The organism is Klebsiella planticola (assembly GCF_000783935.2).
Taxonomy (GTDB): domain Bacteria; phylum Pseudomonadota; class Gammaproteobacteria; order Enterobacterales; family Enterobacteriaceae; genus Klebsiella; species Klebsiella planticola.
On sequence record NZ_CP026049.1, the window covers coordinates 179,034 to 199,822 of the forward strand.

Genomic DNA, 20,789 nt, shown 5'->3' on the forward strand with positions numbered 1-20,789 from the left:
CAGACCAGCATAAAAGATGGGAATTCCTATGTTATACCCGAAAAGGAGATAAGGTCGGTAAACCACCCTGCTGTCAAACTCCGTTAGGTCAAACCATTTGCCGAAAATACTACCGCAGTAATAATTGTGGTAAATGCCGACCTAGGCAGCAGGTGTGGTGGTCGTGTTGCCCATAAAAAACCTCTGTGGTCAATGTCGTCTGGGGTCCGGCTTAAACTGTGCCGACACAAGTAACGGGAGCACAACGGAGGATGCAAGGGCGTCACCGAAGCTGCTGCAGGGTAAACAGCAGGAGGAGGCTGGGCGGTTTGACGGCGAAAAATGAACCTGAAAACGATGGGAAGATGGCGGTTAGCGCCTTTGAAATAAACTGTGGCCGGGTTAAGTTGACAGCGTTTATGCTCCCCTTGCATCAGTCGTGGCCCGTCTATAGTAGCGGCACGTCGGTCAACGTTAAACGGGATGAATGTGGCGCGTAGCAACATCGTTGTTATTGCGTCGTTGACATTCACAAAATCCTGGGTAGTGCTACCAACTTATTGATTTTGTGTTAGATGGTGTTTTTGAGGTGTTTTATGGCTTCCATTTACGTGGGATCGCCATCTTGTGCTGTGACTGAAGGCGTAGACCGTAACGGCAAAAGTACTGCCGGTCATCAGCATTATCTCTGCAGGCAGTGCCGTAAGCCATGGATACTCACTTTCACCTATACAACCTTACAGTGCAGTACACAACAGAGGAAAATCATCGATATTACTATAAATGGCTCTGGATGCCGTGCCAGTCCACACATTATCGGCATTGGTCTGAACACCATTTCCCGTCGTTTAAAAAACTCAGTCCCCAGTCAGTAACCTCGCGGATAAAGGCGGGCTGGGGTGTTATTGTCTGCGTAAAAAGGGAAGAGCAGAGGGGCTACGTCGGGTGGGTTGGCTCCTATATTTCCATACACTTTTTATCACTTAACCCATTACTGGTTTGCCGCATCAGGTATTCCCGTGGCGAACGATACCACGGTGCACTATGCGGATGCCATTCGTTATAATGCTCGAAGGATTCTGCAAGGTTCTCTACCGCTGTTAACCCATCGGGTTTCGGCATGATACTGATGTAGTCGCGTTTCATCGTTTTCACGAAGCTCTCTGCCATCCCGTTGCTTTCGGGCTACGTAACGCCGTATGTCCAGGCTCTAGTCCTACCATTCTGGCGAACTGACGCGTCAGGTGAGACCGGTAGGCCGAACCGTTATTCGTCAGCCACTCAACGGGGGATGACGGCAGGCTGCTGCCGAAGCGTCGTTCCACCGCACCCAGCATCACGCCCTGTACGGTTTCGCTGTCATATCCACCATTACTTTCCACCCTGTACAGTGCTTCACGATCGCAGCAGTCCAGGGCGAACGTGACCTGTAGTTTTTCGCCATTATCACAGCTGAACCCGAAGCCGTCAGAGCACCACCGCTGGTTACTTTCTCCAACGGCCTCTTTCCCTGTATGCGCCTGCTTCGATGGCGATATTGCCGGTTTACGCTCAAGCAGCAGCGCATTCTGACGCATGATGAGGTATTTTGGCATAGATCACCGCCATGTCGTCAGTTTCTGATTGTCTGCGTAGCAGTGCCCATACCCCACGATAACCATAGGTGGGCAGAGCGCCTATAACAGTATGGATATGGGGCATGGCATGCAGTTGCGCACGTGAGATCCGGAGGCAACGACTGACGAGGCTTATTCGCCATCCTCCGGCAACAAGGGCACGTGCAGTATCCACTTTTTTGTCGGCCATATTCAACGGCTTCTTTCAGCAGCTTGTTTCCCATTGTCATCTTGCCCAGCAGGCGCTCCAGTTCTTTAATTTGCTTCATCGCAGAGTCTAGCTCCGACGCGGGCATAACCTGTTGACCAGCGGCATCGGCGGTGAGGCTGCCTTCCTGATACTGCTTGCGCCACAGGAAGAGCTGACTAGCAGCGACACCGGCATGCCTGGATCAAAGCTCTGCTGAACAATGGCGATTTTTTCCTGAACGCTGCGCCGTCTGCCCTTGTCTGGTCCTAAAACATCAATTATCCGGATTCCAGCGACTAGACTAAAAATGAGTATTAATACTATCAATAACTTAAGTGATACCAACTGTCTGAAGATTCCAGGGGCCAGTCTATTCATGTACGAGAATCCGGTTAAGCCATAATCAACTCCGATTGACTTCTGAATTATTACTCACGTAGCCGCCATGATTGTGCTGATGGTAATGTAACGTAAACATAACCCCACCAATTAACAGCGTAATGGCGGCACTTTCCTGTAGATCCGGAATGCGCTGTGAATAGATAAAACCATATAGCAGCGCGAAAAGGGTTTCAAAAACCACCATCTGCCCTGTCAGTGATACCGGAAGACGCCGGGAACAGAGATTCCACGCCAGATATCCCAGCCATGAGGAGACCACGGCTAACATCATGTTCGTTATCCAAAAGAGCGTTTGAGTGTTTTCCGGTAACGACAAGTCAACTGCAGAAAACCTGAATATACTGGCGATGAGCCATAGCAGTACCGAAATACATCCCGTACACAGGCCTATCAGGAGAGACCACTGGTTACTGTTGTAAGGGAGTTTTTTCAGACAGCGGGAGTTCTCGACAGCGTAACGGCTCCAGCACAGTAATGCAGCGAAGGCACAAAGGATCCCTAGTATCTGCCGTTTTCCTTCTGTAACTTGGTGCGAGGATGTTTGTATCGCATGCAGATTAATCAGCACCACACCAGCAATGATAGCCGTCATCGGCAGCAATAATTGCCTGAAGGGCGGAGCATGCTGGTCCCTGCGACCAAGCACCGGAACCATCACAGGAATTAAACCTATCACTAAGGATGTCGCGGCAATACCGACCTGCTGTACGGCCACCGCGACGAGCAGAAAATAGAGGACATTGCTCATCAGCGAAAGACGGATTAGCGTCAGCAGATCGCGATGATGCCATACACGGGCAATGTTGCGCCATTGAGGTATAAGTAATATTGCCGCCAGTATCCCATAGGTAGCAAAGCGACCGCAGGTTAACAGCAGTGGTGAGATCTCGGGTAGCAGTACCGGTGGCAGGAAGATGAATCCCCAGCATGCGCCAGCGAGTACGCCAAATGTAATCCCTTGCTTCATGCTGACTCCTGCAATGCCGTTTCAGGTAATCTAGCCCCCGACTGGCGCTCACTCCACGACGACAAAAAATACTGCAGCCGCGGGCTTTTCGGCTGATGGAACAGTTGCGCCGGTGCTCCCTGCTCTTCAATGCAGCCATCGGCAAGAAACAGCACCCGATCGGAGACTTTAGCGGCAAACCCCATCTCATGGGTCACAATCATCATGGTCATACCATCATCGGCAAGATTGCGGATGACCTTTAGTACCTCCCCGACCAGCTCCGGATCAAGCGCTGAAGTCGGTTCATCGAACAGCATAATGGCGGGTTTCATGGTCAATGCCCGGGCGATGGCAACGCGCTGCTGCTGACCACCGGATAACATCGCGGGCCAGCTATCGGCTTTGTCTGCCAGACCAACCCGTGCCAGTTGCGTTTTCGCTTCGGCGTAGGCTGCTTCACGGGAGACCTTTTTAACCCGCCGCAACGGCGTGGCTACGTTATCGAGTACCGTCATATGCGGCCACAGATTAAACTGCTGAAAGACCATACAGACGTCGCGTAAAGCCTGACGGTTTTCCTTGTCGCTTAAACGCCGGCGTTTTTCCCCGCCGAGAGGTTCATAGCCGACGTTCTCGCCATTCACCACAATGCTGCCGGAGCTATAATCTTCCAAAAAGTTAATACAGCGTAACAGCGTGGATTTACCCGACCCTGAGCCACCAATCACGCAGATGACTTCTCCGGGAGAAATGCTGACATCGATGCCACGTAGAACATGGTTTTCGCCATAATGTTTATTGAGGTTGTTAATCTCAATAGCATAATCACGCATAGTATTAACCTCGGCTTAATTGAGAATAAGAATAATGGCGCTCTATTTTATTACCCAGACGGGAGATACCGATCGCGATCCCCCAATAAACAATGGCCATTAAGGCGTAGATTTCAACCATCGCATAAGTCTGGTTAGCAATGGTCATGGCGGTATTGGTGAGTTCACCGACCGTAATAATGGATAGCACCGACGACTCTTTTACCAAAATGACGCTCTGGCCAATCAATGGCTGGATAATACGCGCGAGCATTTGCGGCCAGACAATGAAAGTAAATATTTGCCATGGACTTAACCCCAGGTCTGCCGCCGCTTCAACTTGCCCACCTGAGACAGCATTGCGACCTGCACGAAATATTTCCGCAAAATAAGCGGAACCATAACATCCCAGGCACAGTACCCCGACCTGTTGCGCCTCGAGATTAATACCAATATAGGGACCACCATAAAAGACTAAAAAGAGCTGCACAAGTAACGGCGTGCCGCGAAACACATTAATCCATGCATGATATATTACATTAAATAAAGCCGGTTTTTGTCTTTCGAGAATAAAAAAACACAGCCCGATCGCCAGCCCCAGCAGGATACCGCCGAGACTCATTTTTAGGGTCATTAAAATACCGGCAGCAATGGCATCTTTATAGGTAAAAAGTATTTCAACATTCATTGTGCTAATACCCTTTGAGCCGAAGATGAACGGTTTTTCTCTAACCTGGCGCCAACAATACTCAGCCCCCACGAGGTCAGAAAATAAAGGAGACCGCATGCCGTATAAAACTCCAGCGGCCGATAGGTGGTGGAGGCCAGCGTTTGAGTCACTCTCATCAACTCATGGACCGCCACCACCGAGACCAATGCCGAATTTTTGATAATATCGATGGTTTCATTAATCAAAGCCGGCATCATGGCGCGCAACACCTGCGGCATCTGAATATAAAACAGCGTTTGCGCTGCTGAAAAACCAAAATCTCGTGCCGCCTCCAGTTGCCCTTTTGGCAACATTTTAAAGCCAGCCCGAAGAATTTCTCCTTGAAAGGCAGCGGTATTTAATGAGAGAGCCATAACCGCCGCCAGCAATGGTGAAAGCGTGATCCCTACGGCTGGCAAAGCATAAAATATTAATATCAACTGGACCAGTAACGGCGTTCCACGATAAAAACTGACATAGGTTTTGCAAAAACAACGCACGAGACGCCGCGGAGAGTTTAACCCCAGGCAAATTAACCAACCAAGGATCAATCCTATGACAATCGCGCTCAGCGATACAGCCAGAGTACTGAGCACGCCAATTAATAGCTGAGGGAAATAGGGAAACACCACTGAAATATCAAACATATTGCCCTCCAGTATCCATCAAATTAGTTTGCCGGGGTCGGAACTTGCTCAGGAACGGCCATAGAAAAACCCAGCCACTTCGTTTGTAGCTGCGCCAGTTTTCCCGATTTATTCAACTGCACAATGCCGTCGCTGATAAATTTGACCAGTGAGGCGCTATCCGCATCCTTTCTTCCGGCCCATGCGTACCAGGTGGCCGGGCCAAACGGTGGGCGTACAATTTCAAACGTATCACCACGGGTCTTCACCAACGGCGCGAGGTTCGGCAGCGATTGCACAACCGCATCAACACGGTGCGCCGCTAATGCCGCATAGGCTTCGTTATAATCAATAAAGGCTTTTATTTCTTTAACGCCGTGACCGGTGGTGGGTTTAAGTACCGATGCTTCATATTCTTTTAGCACCGCAATTTGCGGCGCCCCGGCCTGGCTGGCGACAATCATGCCCTGGAGATCTTTGGCGCTATTAATGCGGCTATCCCCTTTGCGTTTCAGAATGGCCACGCTGGCGTCAGAAAAGGGAGCGGTAAAAGCAAATTTTGCTTCACGATCGCGAGTGATGGTTAAAGAGGTTGCCACAAAGTCAAATCGTTTGCTTTCCAGACCGGGTAAAATCCCTTGAAATGGAATATCCAGCTGAACCACTTTCACCCCGGGTAATCCTTTCATCACTTCCGTGAGAATATCTTTTCCCAGACCGACTATTTTGCCATCTTCAAGCATTTCAAAAGGGGCATAGCGCGCTTCGGTGGCAATCACTATTTCTTTTTTTTGCTTAATATCATCCAGTAAATCAGCCTGGGCCGTAGATATCAATAATGGTGAAAGTTGTAAGGCAGACATTGAAAGTAATAGCCACAGTTTATTTTTCATCAGTGTTTCTCCGCGAGTTTGAATGACGCTGATAATATTTATTCATTCGCTGAGCGGCGACAAACGGTGGTTTCTAACTGATAACTATTAGCACGGCTAATGGTGATTTTGGCATGAATAGTGCTTATTACAGGTTATTTAGCAACAGAGAAACCGATGATGCAACGAAAACCAGGTTTGCCGTCTCTCGACGGTTTACGCTACTTTGATGCCGCAGCGCGCAATCTCAGTTTTACCCGTGCCGCGCAGGATCTTTTTCTTACTCAGAGTGCAGTAAGCCAAAAAATTCAATCGCTTGAGCAGCAGCTTGGCTATCTGGTCTTTCACCGCACTCCCGCGGGACTACGCTTAACCCCGCAGGGTGAACAACTGTTTATCGGAGTGCGCCAGGCCTTTGCCATCCTCGAAACTACGTTGCACCAAACCGGTGAAGAAACCCTTGAGGGCACCATAAAGATTCGGGTTATGCCGTCCTTTGCCACCAAATGGCTGCTTCCCCGATTGCATCAGTTTTATGAGCAGTACCCTATCAGCCTGGAAATTGATGCCGATATGACGCCCGCCAATTTTAAATCTGACGCGGTCGATATCGCCATCACTCCTTTTTGGGTTGATGATAAAAATCTAATTCAACGGCATCTGTTCAACGATGTGATCTATCCCGTGATCAGCCCGGATTTGTTGAAAACACGGCATCTGCGCAGTTACAGCGAACTCTGTGGTTTGCGCTTACTGCATGATTCCATGCCGCAAAATGCCTATAGCACCCATTGGCGCTCCTATTTTGCCCGCCTCGGGCTCTATGACCTGAATGTCGAGGCGGGAACCGGATTTTCCCGCGCCGACCTCGTACTCCAGGCCGCCTGCGCCGGCCAAGGAATCGCCTTAAGCCGTCACTCTTTGTGTGCGACGGAAGTGAGCAATGGCGCACTGATTCGCCCTTTTACCGATATTGTCGAAGACGGACAGGTGTGGTTAACCTGCCCGCGTAATAATGAGAAACGGCCACGCGTTCAGGCGTTGATTAACTGGCTGACAGAAGAAACCGCACGTCATATTGCAGAGCGAACGCAAATTCTCAGTGAATATACGCTGCATAAGGCCGGCTAATGACGGCAAATTAATAATCTCCGTTTGTAGCAAGATATCATTTTCCAGATGATGGCATCACGCCATTATCAACGACGGAGTTTATTATGAGCATGCCAGATATTATTGAATTAGCTAATGGGCAAAAAGTTAAAGGAACGTTCAGCTCCCATGAAATGCAGCGCCGACTGTCGGGATTACGCGCCACCATGGAAGCAGACAGCATTGATGCAGTTATTTTAACCTCGATTCATAATATTAATTACTACGGCGATTTTTTATATTGTAGTTTTGGTCGCCAGTATGCCCTGGTGGTGACACCGAGCCAGTCATTTTTAATTACCACCAATATCGATGGAGGTCAAGGATGGCGCCGCAGCTACGGTGCAAATATCGTTTACACGGACTGGCAGCGCGATAATTATTACCGTGCAGTACGTAAAGTGGTTCCTGATAATAGCCGGCGGATTGCACTGGAGGGCGATCATGTAACGATCGAACAGCGCGCTAAATTTTGCTATTACCTTTCTCAGACACAGTTTATTGATATTGCACCGGCGACGATGCGTATGCGCATGATTAAGTCTGCCGAAGAGATTGCGCTGATTAAAATTGGTGCTCAGGTCGCCGACCTCGGCGGCGCGGCATGCGTCGCAGCGATTGCCGAAGATGTTCCGGAGTATGACGTTGCCCTGGCAGCCACCTCGGCGATGACCCGGGAAATTGCGAAACGTTTGCCGCATGTTGAATTGCGCGATACCTGGACGTGGTTTCAGTCTGGCCTGAATACCGACGGTGCTCACCATCCGGTGACGACCCGTCGCCTCAAGCAAGGGGATATTTTATCACTGAACTGTTTTCCCATGATTGCCGGCTACTATACCGCGCTGGAGCGTACGCTGTTCCTCGGTCAGCCTAGCGATGAGCAATTGCGTCATTGGGAGATCAACTGTGAGGTGCACCGCCGTGGGCAGGCGCTCATCCGCCCTGGCGCCCGTTGTTGCGATATCGCCGCCTCGCTTAATGAAATTTATCGCGAGCATGACCTGCTGCAGTATCGGACTTTTGGCTATGGTCACTCCTTCGGCGTACTGAGCCACTATTATGGCCGCGAAGCCGGTTTAGAATTACGCGAGGATATTGAAACCGTTTTAGCGCCGGGAATGGTAGTCTCAATGGAACCGATGATAATGCTGCCAGAGAACATGCCGGGACACGGCGGTTATCGCGAACACGATATCCTGGTTGTCACCGAAAATGCAGCAGAGAACATTACCCATTTCCCTTATGGTCCTGAGCATAACATTATAGAAAAATAGCAGATAAGCATGCCTAATGTAGAATGCATCAATATATCAGCACCTTCTGGTGCTGATTATTTTGGCCGGCTTTGTAATATGTGTGTCATGATCTAAATGGCTTTGTTGAATAAATCGAACTTTTGCTGAGTTGAAGGATCAGATCACGCATCCTCCCGACAACACAGACCATTCCGTGGCAAAGCAAAAGTTCAGAATCACCAACTGGTCCACCTACAACAAAGCTCTCATCAACCGTGGCTCCCTCACTTTCTGGCTGGATGATGAGGCGATTCAGGCCTGGTATGAGTCGGCAACGCCTTCATCACGAGGAAGGCCCCAGCGCTATTCTGATCTCGCCATCACCACCGTTCTGGTGATTAAACGCGTATTCCGGCTGACCCTGCGGGCTGCGCAGGGTTTTATTGATTCCTTTTTTGCCCTGATGAACGTTCCGTTGCGCTGCCCGGATTACACCAGTGTCAGTAAGCGGGCAAAGTCGGTTAATGTCAGTTTCAAAACGTCCACCCGGGGTGAAATCGCACACCTGGTGATTGATTCCACCGGGCTGAAGGTCTTTGGTGAAGGCGAATGGAAAGTCAGAAAGCACGGCAAAGAGCGCCGTCGTATCTGGCGAAAGTTGCATCTTGCTGTTGACAGCAACACACATGAAGTTGTCTGTGCAGACCTGTCGCTGAATAACGTCACGGACTCAGAAGCCTTCCCGGGCCTTATCCGGCAGACTCACAGAAAAATCAGGGCAGCCGCGGCAGACGGGGCTTACGATACCCGGCTCTGTCACGATGAACTGCGCCGCAAAAAAATCAGCGCGCTTATTCCTCCCCGAAAAGGAGCAGGTTACTGGCCCGGTGAGTACGCAGACCGCAACCGTGCCGTTGCTAATCAGCGGCTGAGCGGAAGCAATGCACGGTGGAAATGGACAACGGAATATAACCGTCGCTCGATAGCGGAAACGGCAATGTACAGAATGAAGCAGTTGTTGGGAGATTCACTGACGCTGCGTGACTACGATGGTCAGGTAGCGGAAGCTATGGCCATGGCGCGTGCGTTGAACAGGATGACAAAGGCTGGGATGCCAGAAAGCGTGCGTATTGCCTGAAAATCCAGCCAGCTACAGGGTCGTTCGCAAGAAATCTTATTTATTCAACAAAGCCACAAAGGTGGCGAAAATAAATGGAAGCAGCAAATATATTTTACGTTTCATTTTTATTCCTTTAAAAGTTTCAGTGTAGATAAAAGAATGCCCGACTGCTAAAGAGGTTAAATTCTTTAGCAGGAGCATTTACAGATAAATTTATTTGTGGCAGAGAATGAATTAAAGCGTCTGACTCTGTATTCGGGCACTCAGGCGGCTCTGGCGCACTCTCCGTTCACGGGCATAGTTTTCTTCTTCTGGCGTCACGGTCGCCACAATATTTCCCTGCAGGTCATACCGGGGAGCGCCAGCCTGCATCAGGGAAAGATACTCTTCTGAACGCGTCAGGCTTTTCAGGCACTTAATCACCTGTTTATGCGACAGCGGGAGGTTGCGTTGCGTAATGTCCGCAAACAGATGATCACGCATCCCCGTCGCCAGCAGACGTGGCACATTACCGTCGAACAACTGTGGCCAGAACGCCTTCAAAGTCATGATGGCCTGTTCCGGCGGCAGCAGGCGCAGATATCGGACCGGAGGCGGTGGCTTTACCGCGTTGACCACCGGCGCAGATTCACGTGCTGCGGCTTCGTCAGCCTTTTTGGCCCGCTCCAGCTTCTCCTTCTTTACCTTCCAGGCCGGAGGCGTCGTGACCACCACCACTTTTTTACGCCGTACCACTACGGGCGTCTCAGGGGTCCCGGTCGCCGCGGTATCCGCTGCCGGCTTTCTTTTCAGACTCAGTACAGGGCGTTTTTCTTCAGTCATAACAAGGTTTTTTATCTGACAGGAACCAGACTATAAGATACGTGAACACGGTCAAAAGCGCATCCTTTCAGGGCGTAGGCCCCGTTTATCCTAATATTAGATGTCTGCGCAATTGCTGCCCGGACTGATGTCCGGGCTTTTTTACATCGAGACAACGATACCCAGCACCGCCAGATGCACGGCATAGAACATCACGAAGAAATGACGTGGCCAGAAACGTTTCACACGTTCCCCGGCAGATGAACACACCATCAATGCCAGCAGCGCAATGGTCAACCCGGCCACCGACTCACTCACGTCGTTCGGGTTCATCAATAACACCATGATGGCCCACAGCACGCCGTATTCCAGCCGTTCCGTAGCACGTTCTGCCCGACAGAGAAACCAGCCGGCGATAAGCATGCCCACCCCGGCCGCACCGTAGCTGCCGGATGACAGCGGTATCCACGCCGCCAGGAGTGTCATGGCCAGCAGAACATATTGCCGGGAAGGCTGGCTGAACCACCGCAGGGCCTGGCCGGTCACCGCAAAGGCAAACAGAATATTCCCCGTGTACCACGGATATCCAATCAGCATAAAAGACACCTGGGCGACCAACGCCCAGCCCCACAGACTGTTCAGCTGCGACTGGCGAATTTGGCCGTGCCGCGCCAGGTTCACCCCCCACACCAGACCGAACAGCGGAAAACATCCCCGCCCCAGCAGGCGCATGATCTCGTTATTGTGGGCCAGCAATAAGCCTGCATGGTCGGTGACCATCAGGACCAGGGCCACCGTTTTAATCATATCCGTCTGCCCGGGCGTCCAGGTCAGGAGTGCCTGCAGCCAGCGGTCAGCGGCACTGAGGCGCATTACATGTGTTGTCATCTTTATGTCCTTTTTATCCCTTACATCGCGCCCCGGCAGGGTGCCCGATTTTTAATCGGGAAGGATGCCGGGGCAGACAAGCCGCAGGCGCGTCAGTCGCCCCCGAGCGTTTTCTCACGATTGAGATCACGAACCATATCGCGCTCCATCTGCTGCAGGCGCTCCCGCTGAAGGCTCTCCTGAGCCACCTGCTGAACGGCCGCTTCCTGTTTCCGGGTCTGTGGATCGTCGGGCAGGGTCATCTTCTCTTCACCCGGTTTTTCGCGCTCCAGACCGCGAATGACGTCTCCGATGACCTCTTTTACCCGGTCTTCAGATTCGCCGGCTTTACGCCCGTCCCCGGCCACTTCCCGGGCAGTCTGTTCCGCCTGTTTCTCCATATTCTGACGCTGCGCCTCTTCCGCGGCCCGCTGTGCCAGCACTTCTGGCGGAAGCGGAATGTCAGTTCCTGCCGCCTCCGGTGAAACTACCGGTATCGGATCTGCCCAGACGCGTCCGCCGGTGATGGCGCCCGGATTCCAGGGGCGGTCATCGCCAGCAAGGCGCACTACCACGCCGCTGTCAGGGTTATCGCGGGCGACCCTGACGCCCTCTCCCATATTCCCGGCCAGCAGGCTCTCGCCGTTCCGGCTCCCCTGCAGCGCCACAAAGCGGGCATCTTCATTGCCCATCACCCGTCCCACGCCCCCCATCACCTGCAGGCGGCCGTCGCTGTCCGTCAGCGAACTGAGCCAGATCCCGGCTTCTTTCCCGTTCTTGTCATACACCGGCAGCGCCACGTGGGGCTGCGGATACTGTTTTCCGGGCGAAATGAATTTTCCGGGCGATATCCCCTTCGCAAGGCCGGACTGCTGCAGCGCCGCGCGGCCTGCCGCGGTTTCATTCATCGGTCGCGCACGGCTGAACAGCTGCTCCGCAGTGTGTACCGCCCGGTCATTACGCGGCGCAAGAATATCGTGCGCCGTCGCTTTCGAGGGCGAGGCATTAATTGCTTTTATCCAGCCCTCCCGGCTGTCGGTATAGACCTGAACATGCTGTTTCATACGCGATAACCCGACATAGGCGGATTCGAAGCTGGCCATCGCTTTTCGGCCCTCCGCCACGCCCTCCAGCGCGATGGCAAACGGTTCACTGGCCCCCTGGGCCCCGTGAGCGGTAATGGCATACGCCAGATCGATATGGCGTTGCGCCTCGTCGGCCTTCGGGTTCAGTGTCCGGGAGGTTTTGCCGTCCGAAAACGTGACACTGTCACCTGAGACGGATTTTACCTCCCACACGCTGTTGGCCACATAGCCGCGCTCCGGGTCACTTTTGCTGAAGCGCATTCGGTCCCCCTCAGACACGGTGATATCTTCCCGGCGATAGAGCGTCACGCCTTCTGCCGATGCCTCCCGGGGTGAGATAAATCGCTCCTTTCCTTCACTGTCTGTCAGGGTGATCAGCTGATTATCCTTATCCACTTTGCTGATACGGTGGTATACGTTATCAACCAGCGCCACCGCCTCCTTGTGAGCCGTCCAGGTCGACAGTCTGCGCAGTTCACCGTCACGGATGTTACTCGTGACCAGCACCGGCAGGGTGATTTCCTCTTTGCCGGTTTCCCCGTTCTCCCGCCGAGCGTCATGGATCAGACCGTTCAGCGCCCGCCGGTCCTTATTCAGATGGGTGATCACCAGCGTCTGCGACTGTGCCTCCGGGGTGCGACCAGCGTAGTCCTTCACCAGAGCCTCGTAGAGCGTCGCGGGCTGACCTGCCGGCACGCTTTCGCCTTTCTTCAGTGCCTCCTGAATCGCCTTCTCCTGTGCCCGCGTGAATTCCACCACAGAACTGCCCGGCGCCCAGGCGCCTTCTTTTCTCGGCACTTGCTCCGGCGTGACCTGCTCAATGGTGGTCAGGGCGCGGTGCACATCCCGGTCAATCAGGCTGTAGACTGCCGGTCGCAGCTCAGGTACCTGGCGCACAATCTCTTTCATGATGGCCACATCCGCGGCGCTGCGCTGCTGCATCAGCCTGAACGGCTGCCCCGGCGAAATGGACTGCAGCTGGTCGGTATCCCCGCTGGACACTGCGCGACCTCCCCCGGCCGCAATAAGGCTCAGGGCTTTCGCCTTGTCTGACAACCCCACCATCGAACTCTCATCGATCAGAAACAGCGTGTTGCTGAAATCGGGTGTCTGCCCGTTGCGCAGCAGCAGCAGCAGCAGCAGCGTGTCGTGGAGGAACGACGCCGTCGTCCGCGCGTCCACGCCGGCGCTCTGCATTTCCCCGACCGCGCGATGTGTCGGCGCCAGACCGATGACGCGCGGGCGGGTCTCTTCCGGCAGCAGACTGATGGCACTCGTGACAGCCCGGAACTGGGTGGTTTTCCCCACCCCGGCATACCCCTGAACCACCGTGAACCGGTCCGGGGTTTCCAGAATCATCCGGGTCGACGCCCGCTGTCCGGCGGTCAGGCCCGTCATCAGACTGGCCGGCACGCGGTCCATCAGGGGGGCCACCGCGTCTTTGCCTTCAAGTACCCGGGTCAGGATGCTTTTCTCGGCATCCCAGGTCTGCCTGGATATCAGCAGGTCGTTGCCGTGGCCAGAAGAGACGCTCACATTCAGCAACTGCCCCGACCTGATTTGTGCCTGAATGGTCGTGTCGATATCCGCCATCGATACCTTACCGCCCCCGGTTTCCAGCGCCGTGGCCAGCAACTGTGGCCGGGTAAACGTCAGGTCATCGCTTTCCAGCAGGGGAACGGAAAGGTGGATGGCCTGCTCTGCCGGGGTATGCAGCCCGGCCTTCTGCTGTGCGATGGCCGCATCGAGGTCTGTCTCTCCGGAACGGGCCTTCAACTGCTCCGACACCACGCTGAACGCGGTATGTCGCGCCAGCTTCTCCATCGTGCGCGCCGCATCCTGCGCGGAGTACAGCCGGAGGTGACTTCCGCTCTGCGCCAGCTGGTTGAGTGTGGCGTTATCCAGCTCACGCTGCGTCACAGACGCAAAAACCGTTGCCGTCTCGCTGACCGACCTGCCGGGACTTTCCACCCAGCCGTGCCCGACCTCGATACCGTCGAACGGGCTGCTGCCGACAGAAAGCGACTGGGTGGTTTTCTGCCCGGGGCGCTGCACCGTCAGCTGCCCGTCCCCGGATTTGAGCACGGTGATGCTCTCACCACCCTTCAGCCGTGTATCGGGGATTTTTCCCAGCACGGCCAGACGCTCCCCTTCCGCCACCGGCAGTTTATCGGCCCGGAACAACGTCCACTGGCTGTCGACGGCGGAAACTTTCATATCCAGGCGCTCCCCTTCTTTGTCCTTCAGGGTCAGCATGTTGCTGCTGGCGGTCACCCGGTCAATGACAAAGCGGTCATGCTTCCGGGTCTCCGGGTCCCACCGCTCCATCACCATCCCTTCGCGGTAATAGTCCCGCACGCCCCGGCTTTTGCTGTCCAGCCACACCGGCGTCAGGGCGGTGACCGTCATCTCCTTCTCTCCGAGCACACCTTCATTTTTGAGGGTGTCGCGGATAACGCTGTTGAGCACATTCTGTTCACGCGTCCCGCTGATTTGCGCCACGCTTTCCTGTCCCTCACGCACGCTGGCGGCAAATTCCTGCGCCAGCAGGCTGTAGCGTGCCCCTTTGTCCGGCTCACTGATGATGTCTGCCGTCACCTGATGTCCACCCTGCCAGCGGTAGGTATTGACGCCGCTGTCCTTCAGAACCGTCAGCGCACTCCCCGTCCCGCTGCGTTTGCCGCTGTCAGAAAGCAGAACCTGAACGTTATGGCGCATCGCGCCGTCGAGCAGGGAAATTGTCTCTTTCAGGCTCAGCTTCTCCGCCTGGTCAACGATAAGCGTCCCCCCCGGGATAAACGCGGTCCCGTCCTGCAGGGCGGATTTACCGGTCACCGTCTCCCCGGCCAGCCGCGCATCCCCGGCGAGAAAATCACGGGAGCGGTTATCAGCAGCAAGAATATGTACGTCGCGTCCCTGCTCCCGGGCCATGAGGGTCAGCTCGGCCACCCGCTCCCGCTGACCTGCCGCGCCACCCTGCCCGGAGACAATCCCCATCGCCGGCCGGTCCTGAGCCAGTACGCTGACCGCATCGCTGAAGGGGGCCTGACGGACAACAGACGCATCCGGCGTGACAGAGACGTGGTTCTGGCGCTGAACCTCCTGGCTCAGCGCTTTCACGGAGAGCTCATCCAGCACGTGGATATTCGAGGTGAAGAGACCTTTTTCCCGGTCAAGAGGAATAAGCTGCTCGCGCTCGATCGCCGCATCGATACCCGTTCTGGCCTGCTCAAACACACCGGGTTTTGCTTCCAGCTGGCTGACTGTGCGGGCCAGCAGGTCGGCGTAGGTGAACTGCACCTTCCGGTCGCTGAGACCGGCAATGGCTTTCGTGACCACGTCGCTGATATCAGGGCCGTCCGTTTTCACCGGACTGACTGGCGCACTGGCGAGCTCTGCTGCGCGCTTATCGGCATCCTCGCGGTAGCTGCGCATATCAAACCCGGTCTCCTTCATCGTGTTCATCCATTCCACCATCTTCTCGGCCGGATCGATGGCTGCTTTGGATTTGCGGGTATCGAGGGCGGCCACATCCCGTGACTTCAGAGAAGCGTCAGGACCCGCAGCCTCCCTGACCTCCTGAGTGCGTGTGGAAAACGGCTCGACCGGAACCTCGTTCATCTCCCACATGCCGTGTTTGCCCACGACTTCGGTTTTGTAGCCAAGTATCTCAACGAGAGGTTTGAGCTCCTCCCGGTAGATTTTCCCGAAGGCTATCTGGTTCGCGTACACATTCTCGATAAAGCCCGTTTTCCCGACTGTATCAGTGCCAAGAGACTGCCACTTGTCCCCGTTCTGCGTCGCATTCATGACGACGGCGTGAGTGTGCAACTGGGGCTCCTCGTTACGGTTCGTGTCGTGGGTGAATTTCGCCACAATAAGGTTACCGGTCAGCACAGTTTCGCTTTTTCCATCGGTCATCACGCGGGTGGCGGCCAGCGTTTCCACCTGCTGCAGCGCTTTTGTCACCGCCTGGTTATGGGCGTCAATAAGTCTTTTGTCTCCCCCCAACATCGCCATCACTGAGACACTTTTGGGCGCCGAAAAGGTCAGATCGTAGCCCGGGCGGTGCTTGTTGGTGCCGTCCTGCATCCGGGTCAGGTCGCTGCCGTCCGGCAGCTTTCCTTTCAGAATCTCTGTGAACACGGCCTTGTCGACCGGCTTCCCTTCCAGACCCAGTGCCTCAGCCCCTTTTCCCTGCCAGCGCTCATCCATGCTGCCGATAACGTAATAGTTATCCTTGTCCGTATAGTAGTTACCGGCGCTGCCCGCCGATTTTACGGAGCCAATCGACATCATCAGAAGTTCCCTCCGATCTCAATATCATCCTGCTCATCGCGGCGGTGGCTGTGATTGATATTGACCTCCTCGCGTCGCTGCATATCCCGCTGTGTCTGTTCACCGGCCAGCCAGGCGTCATAGGCATCCATATCTTCAATCACACCGTCGTCGTTCATCCCGGCCGGCAGCCTGTCCTGGCCCTGCTCTGTAGGCTGTTGCGCCAGTTCCTGCTCCGTCCCGCCTGCAGGCACAGTCGTTGCGCTGGTTGTGGATGCTGCGGTGGTAGCAACTGCAGCCGTGCCCGTTGCTGTCGCAGACCTGGGCCGGATTAACGGAACGGTCACCACTTTCGTGACCGGTGCCGCAGGCTCAGGAGTTTCAGGTGATTGACCGATCTCATCGGCAGCCGGCGTTTTGGCTGTTGCCGGTACTTTGACTGTCGCAGGCGATTCGATGCTTTCCGCAGGCTGACTTTGCTCAGGTGTATTCCCGACTTTTACGTCTTTCTCAGCTGGATCAGGCGCCGGTGCATCCGGCGTAAACAGCGCCCTTGCAAGACTACCTTCGGCTTCCCGGGCTTCCAGCAGGGCACTGAGTCGTGTATCCACCCGCGTATCGAGAGAGCGCTGAATAAATCCCTCGGCAATTTTCGGACGTGGTTTGTACTTCAGGGCCAGCTTCACGGCCGGATACGGCCCGGGCAGCGTGACATAGCAGGACAGGTCCGGGAGTGTCTGAATATCCGAGTAACTGACCAGCGTTTCACGCTCTTTTTCTTTCCCGGTCGACACCCCGTCACGTACCGGGTCAGCCCCGTAGGAATACTGTTCGCTGGCCTTGAGGATTTCTTTCTCACCAATTTCACCGGTAGCAAACTCGGCAATCTCTTTACTCGGGGAGCGGAAGAAGGCCCGGGTGTTCATCACGTCAAAGAGCGTGGCGGCTGGCTTAACACCGTAGATATCTTCCAGCTGGGCATAAGACTGAATACCAAAGACATAACAGCCACCAAACTTACGGGCTTCCGGAAGGATTTCGACCAGGTCAGGTAATTTGTGAAGCGTGGGCAATTCATCAGCGAAAATCCACACGCGCCGGTTACGGTTCTCCCCCATAGCCAGAAGGCCACGAATGGCAATCGACAGCCACATCGAGATAACCGGCTTCAGGGAGGCATGGGTGTCAGCATTGGAGGAAATAAACAGCCAGCCATTGGGCCGGTCCTCACGGACACCGCGCATCCAGTCCCTGATGGTGAACGGCTCGCCGTTCTTCTCAATGCCCTGCAGGTAGCGAATGGCCTTGACGTAGTTGGTCAGCACCGCACGAATACTAATGGCGGTTTTCTCAATCTTCTCTTCCACCAGGTTCGCCGCCGGCGTGTTCTGCAGATAGGCGCGCAGCTTGTCGATTTTGATGGAGAGCATCGTATCAACCAGCTTCTCGTAGCTGCGGTCCTTGTCCTCACGCATCAGGTAGGCGCCTTCAGCAAAGATAGTGCGACCAGAGCCCTGCCAGAACGGGTCCTCTTTGGTCCCCATCGGAATAAGGGTATTAGAGATGTTGTCGAAGTCAGGCAGCGACAGACACTCTTTCCACAAATCCCAGGCGGCGCAGCGCGAATCCAGCGGGTTGAGGATTTTATCCAGCGACGGGTCGTAATAGCTTTTGACAAACTCACAGGAGCGGTCGTAAATAATCGCCATGTCCCCCCTGGCCCGAACGTAATTCAGCAGCCGGCGGATGACCTCGGATTTACCGGAACCGACGGTACCGTGGAGACAGAAGTTCTGAATTTCGGAGTTAAGCAATATCGGTAAGTCACCGATTTTAATGTCGGAGGCCATACCGTCACGCTTCATCTGGCGGGCCACTTCTTTGGGCTTATCGGAAAGCTGGCGCCCGCCGGTATTCTCATCCTCGCTCTGCTGTTTACCCTGACGGCCCAGTACCCAGCTGGCGACAAAGAACGTCACGATACAGATGACGAGAGAAACCACGGCAGCGAGCACAAAACTGGTCCACAGCTGCTCCCCACACCAGATAGTGTATTTATCGGCCAGGATTTGTTCCGCATTATATTCCAGTGATCTGCCGTAGTAATTAATCGTATAGACCGGCTGGGAGCGAATGATATCGCGCATGGGTGCCAGGGTGGTACACCACCAGTACACGCAGCCATTCACAAAGGTCTGCCAGCTGAGCCGGTACATCAGCATCAGTCCACACAAAACCCAGAAAATAATAAACAGCACATAGAATATAATATTGGCAATCTGGCCAAACATGCGAAAGCGCATATTGGCAATCTGACCACCCTGGGTCATATCCTTGGCATTAAAACTCATAATCATTGCCCTTAAATACAAAGCGAAGAAATATTCCGGCAGCAGCCGGCAACGCCTCGCAGGCGCACAAATAAATTGCGCACCTGTTCACCGTTCTGGAGGGTTAAACCTGATACAAAATGAATGAAAGCTGACTGGCAGGAAGACGTTCTGTCAGCATGGCCCGGAGTGTCCGGGCCCGGGAATGATTAAACTACAGAATATTAGCGACGGATTTTGCCAGCTGGTCTTCAAGAACCGGCTGGGCTTCCGGGAATTTCAGATTCACTTTATTGGCGTTAGAGACAACACGTGTCTGGTATTTATGCTGATTACCGGTTTCAGTGCTGGTCTGCACTTTAGCCCCGGAGGTCCCTTGTCGTAATACCGCGACGTTATCCGTCTGCACCTGCGTTTTCGCGCGCTCTGAAATCTGCACATCGGTGATCATCGTGTAATTCACGTCTTCCACCATTGCGTCAGCCGCCATACCGACCAGACCTGCCGCCAGGCCGACACCGAGAGTCGCGCCTGCTGAACTGGAGTTATAGGCGGTGATCCCCGCACCCAGTGCGCCCGCGGTTGCTGCACCTTCATAACCCCGACTTAACCAGCCCTGGGTTTCACGAAGATCCATCTTGTCGGCCTTCAGGACATTCGCCTGTATCCAGTAGCCCGCCGTATCAGGATTGCTGACTACCTGATAGCCCTTAGCAGTGACCGCACTGGTAATTTTAGACTGGAGCCCGCTCATGTCTTTATCGGAGGTATTTTTTATTTGCAGATAAACTGTCTTATTATTTGACGGTTCAAGCCAGATTGTTTCGCTCATCTGGGTTTTGACTTCCAGATTACGCTTTTTAATTGCGGTCCCCATTGCACTACAACCCGAAAGTACCAGTGCAGAACTGACGACCATCACAGCCATGACTTTATTAAGTTTCATCCTGAATCCTTGTGACATAATCAATATGAATGATACACGCTCTCTTTTATTAAAAAGCGCGCGTTTACTATAACGAAATTTTAAAAGAAAGGGAGCAGGGAACTACAAATACAACAATCAATAATAATCAAACAAAAACTTCAGCCTATGAATAGGCTACTAAATTTGATAGTCAATAACATTTAAATAAGTTGCTAATCGTGCCGATCAATTCCATATGGATTTCCAGAAACATCGACATTCCCAATCATTGGAAGACCATTCGCGGGATTGACCTCATCAATACTAAATCTAGTATGACTAACACTTTCATGAAACCACTCAGGTTCAGATACTGATGAATCAAAGCCATCTGGAGCTACGCTAAAGTCATTCCGATTATGATTAAATGATGTTGAAGAACCACCTCCCTGTAATTCATTGGCATCAAATATATCTCTTTGCATATCAAATGATTTCAAGCTGACCACTTTACCATTACTACTTTTAACGCCATAACCATGAGAACCAATTTTTTTTAATGAAAAAAAAGCAAACTGAACGTTTAGTATATACAAGGGGTACATAACAATAGCAAACATACAAAACACTGGACCAAATAGAGAGAAAACAGAAACAATCATTAAGCCGACAATGCTCTTATCTTTCCCCAATGCTTGTTTTTTGTTTTTACCTATCTGATAGAACGCATAGTTAAAAACAATCAACCACATCAAGGAAGCACATACCATGAAAAGAGTTTCAGGAAGTTGCCATCCAGCCAGAACACAAGACACATATTGGATCACTATCAAAAAAATAGATTTCATAGCTTACC

14 protein-coding genes and 3 pseudogenes are annotated in these 20,789 nt (G+C 53.3%); 4 read left to right on the top strand and 13 right to left on the bottom strand.

The window, feature by feature from the left end; genetic code table 11:
- Positions 1-66: 66 nt before the first annotated feature.
- Positions 67-174 (bottom strand): annotated as a pseudogene (locus tag MC50_RS28300) (antirestriction protein ArdA); the annotation flags it as partial.
- Positions 175-575: 401 nt separating this feature from the next.
- On the opposite strand from MC50_RS28300, the pseudogene MC50_RS28305 reads away from it, so the two are divergent.
- A pseudogene (locus tag MC50_RS28305) lies at positions 576-925 on the top strand (IS1 family transposase); the annotation flags it as partial.
- 11 nt (positions 926-936) lie between these two features.
- Here the strand turns inward: MC50_RS28305 and MC50_RS28310 are convergent.
- From MC50_RS28310 to MC50_RS28335, 6 genes and pseudogenes are all read right to left on the bottom strand, one after another.
- Positions 937-2,112: pseudogene (locus MC50_RS28310) on the bottom strand (IS3 family transposase).
- Positions 2,113-2,188: 76 nt separating this feature from the next.
- Entirely contained in the window at positions 2,189-3,154 is a 966-nt protein-coding gene (locus tag MC50_RS28315; RefSeq protein ID WP_004118922.1) for a DMT family transporter, read from the bottom strand.
- Entirely contained in the window at positions 3,151-3,969 is an 819-nt protein-coding gene (locus tag MC50_RS28320; protein WP_004118925.1) for an amino acid ABC transporter ATP-binding protein, read from the bottom strand. The genes MC50_RS28315 and MC50_RS28320 overlap by 4 nt, the downstream gene beginning before the upstream one ends.
- Before the next feature lie 4 nt (positions 3,970-3,973).
- Positions 3,974-4,636, bottom strand: coding sequence for an amino acid ABC transporter permease (locus tag MC50_RS28325; protein ID WP_004118928.1), 663 nt, complete (start codon positions 4,634-4,636; stop codon positions 3,974-3,976).
- Entirely contained in the window at positions 4,633-5,304 is a 672-nt protein-coding gene (locus tag MC50_RS28330; protein WP_004118931.1) for an amino acid ABC transporter permease, read from the bottom strand. The genes MC50_RS28325 and MC50_RS28330 overlap by 4 nt, the downstream gene beginning before the upstream one ends.
- 23 nt (positions 5,305-5,327) lie before the next feature.
- Positions 5,328-6,176: a transporter substrate-binding domain-containing protein gene (locus MC50_RS28335; protein ID WP_004118155.1), complete on the bottom strand. Its 849-nt coding sequence runs from the start codon at positions 6,174-6,176 to the stop codon at positions 5,328-5,330.
- Positions 6,177-6,332: 156 nt separating this feature from the next.
- On the opposite strand from MC50_RS28335, the gene MC50_RS28340 reads away from it, so the two are divergent.
- The 3 genes from MC50_RS28340 (at position 6,333) to MC50_RS28350 (ending at position 9,683) form a co-directional block, all read left to right on the top strand.
- The gene (locus MC50_RS28340; protein WP_004118935.1) at positions 6,333-7,286 is read left to right on the top strand and encodes a LysR substrate-binding domain-containing protein; all 954 of its coding nucleotides are present in this window, start codon (positions 6,333-6,335) and stop codon (positions 7,284-7,286) included.
- A gap of 86 nt (positions 7,287-7,372) precedes the next feature.
- Positions 7,373-8,584: a M24 family metallopeptidase gene (locus MC50_RS28345; protein WP_004118158.1), complete on the top strand. Its 1,212-nt coding sequence runs from the start codon at positions 7,373-7,375 to the stop codon at positions 8,582-8,584.
- A gap of 130 nt (positions 8,585-8,714) precedes the next feature.
- Positions 8,715-9,683: an IS5 family transposase gene (locus MC50_RS28350; protein ID WP_077260293.1), complete on the top strand. Its 969-nt coding sequence runs from the start codon at positions 8,715-8,717 to the stop codon at positions 9,681-9,683.
- 216 nt (positions 9,684-9,899) lie between these two features.
- On the opposite strand, the gene MC50_RS28355 is transcribed toward MC50_RS28350, so the two are convergent.
- The 6 genes from MC50_RS28355 to MC50_RS28380 form a co-directional block, all read right to left on the bottom strand.
- Positions 9,900-10,487 (bottom strand): fertility inhibition protein FinO, encoded by a 588-nt coding sequence (locus tag MC50_RS28355; protein WP_032716672.1) that lies wholly within the window; start codon positions 10,485-10,487, stop codon positions 9,900-9,902.
- 141 nt (positions 10,488-10,628) lie between these two features.
- Positions 10,629-11,354, bottom strand: a complete 726-nt coding sequence (traX, locus tag MC50_RS28360) for a type-F conjugative transfer system pilin acetylase TraX (protein WP_040118407.1) — start codon at positions 11,352-11,354, stop codon at positions 10,629-10,631.
- 92 nt (positions 11,355-11,446) lie between these two features.
- Entirely contained in the window at positions 11,447-16,717 is a 5,271-nt protein-coding gene (gene traI, locus MC50_RS28365) for a conjugative transfer relaxase/helicase TraI (RefSeq protein ID WP_047665747.1), read from the bottom strand.
- Complete coding sequence (gene traD, locus MC50_RS28370) at positions 16,717-19,047, bottom strand: type IV conjugative transfer system coupling protein TraD (RefSeq protein WP_040118437.1); 2,331 nt, start codon at positions 19,045-19,047, stop codon at positions 16,717-16,719. Before traD ends, traI begins: the two co-directional genes overlap by 1 nt.
- A gap of 193 nt (positions 19,048-19,240) precedes the next feature.
- On the bottom strand, positions 19,241-19,972 hold the full coding sequence (gene traT / locus MC50_RS28375) for a conjugal transfer complement resistance protein TraT (protein ID WP_032716670.1): 732 nt from the start codon (positions 19,970-19,972) through the stop codon (positions 19,241-19,243).
- A gap of 194 nt (positions 19,973-20,166) precedes the next feature.
- Positions 20,167-20,781 (bottom strand): hypothetical protein, encoded by a 615-nt coding sequence (locus MC50_RS28380; RefSeq protein WP_032732092.1) that lies wholly within the window; start codon positions 20,779-20,781, stop codon positions 20,167-20,169.
- Between the last annotated feature and the right edge of the window lie 8 nt (positions 20,782-20,789).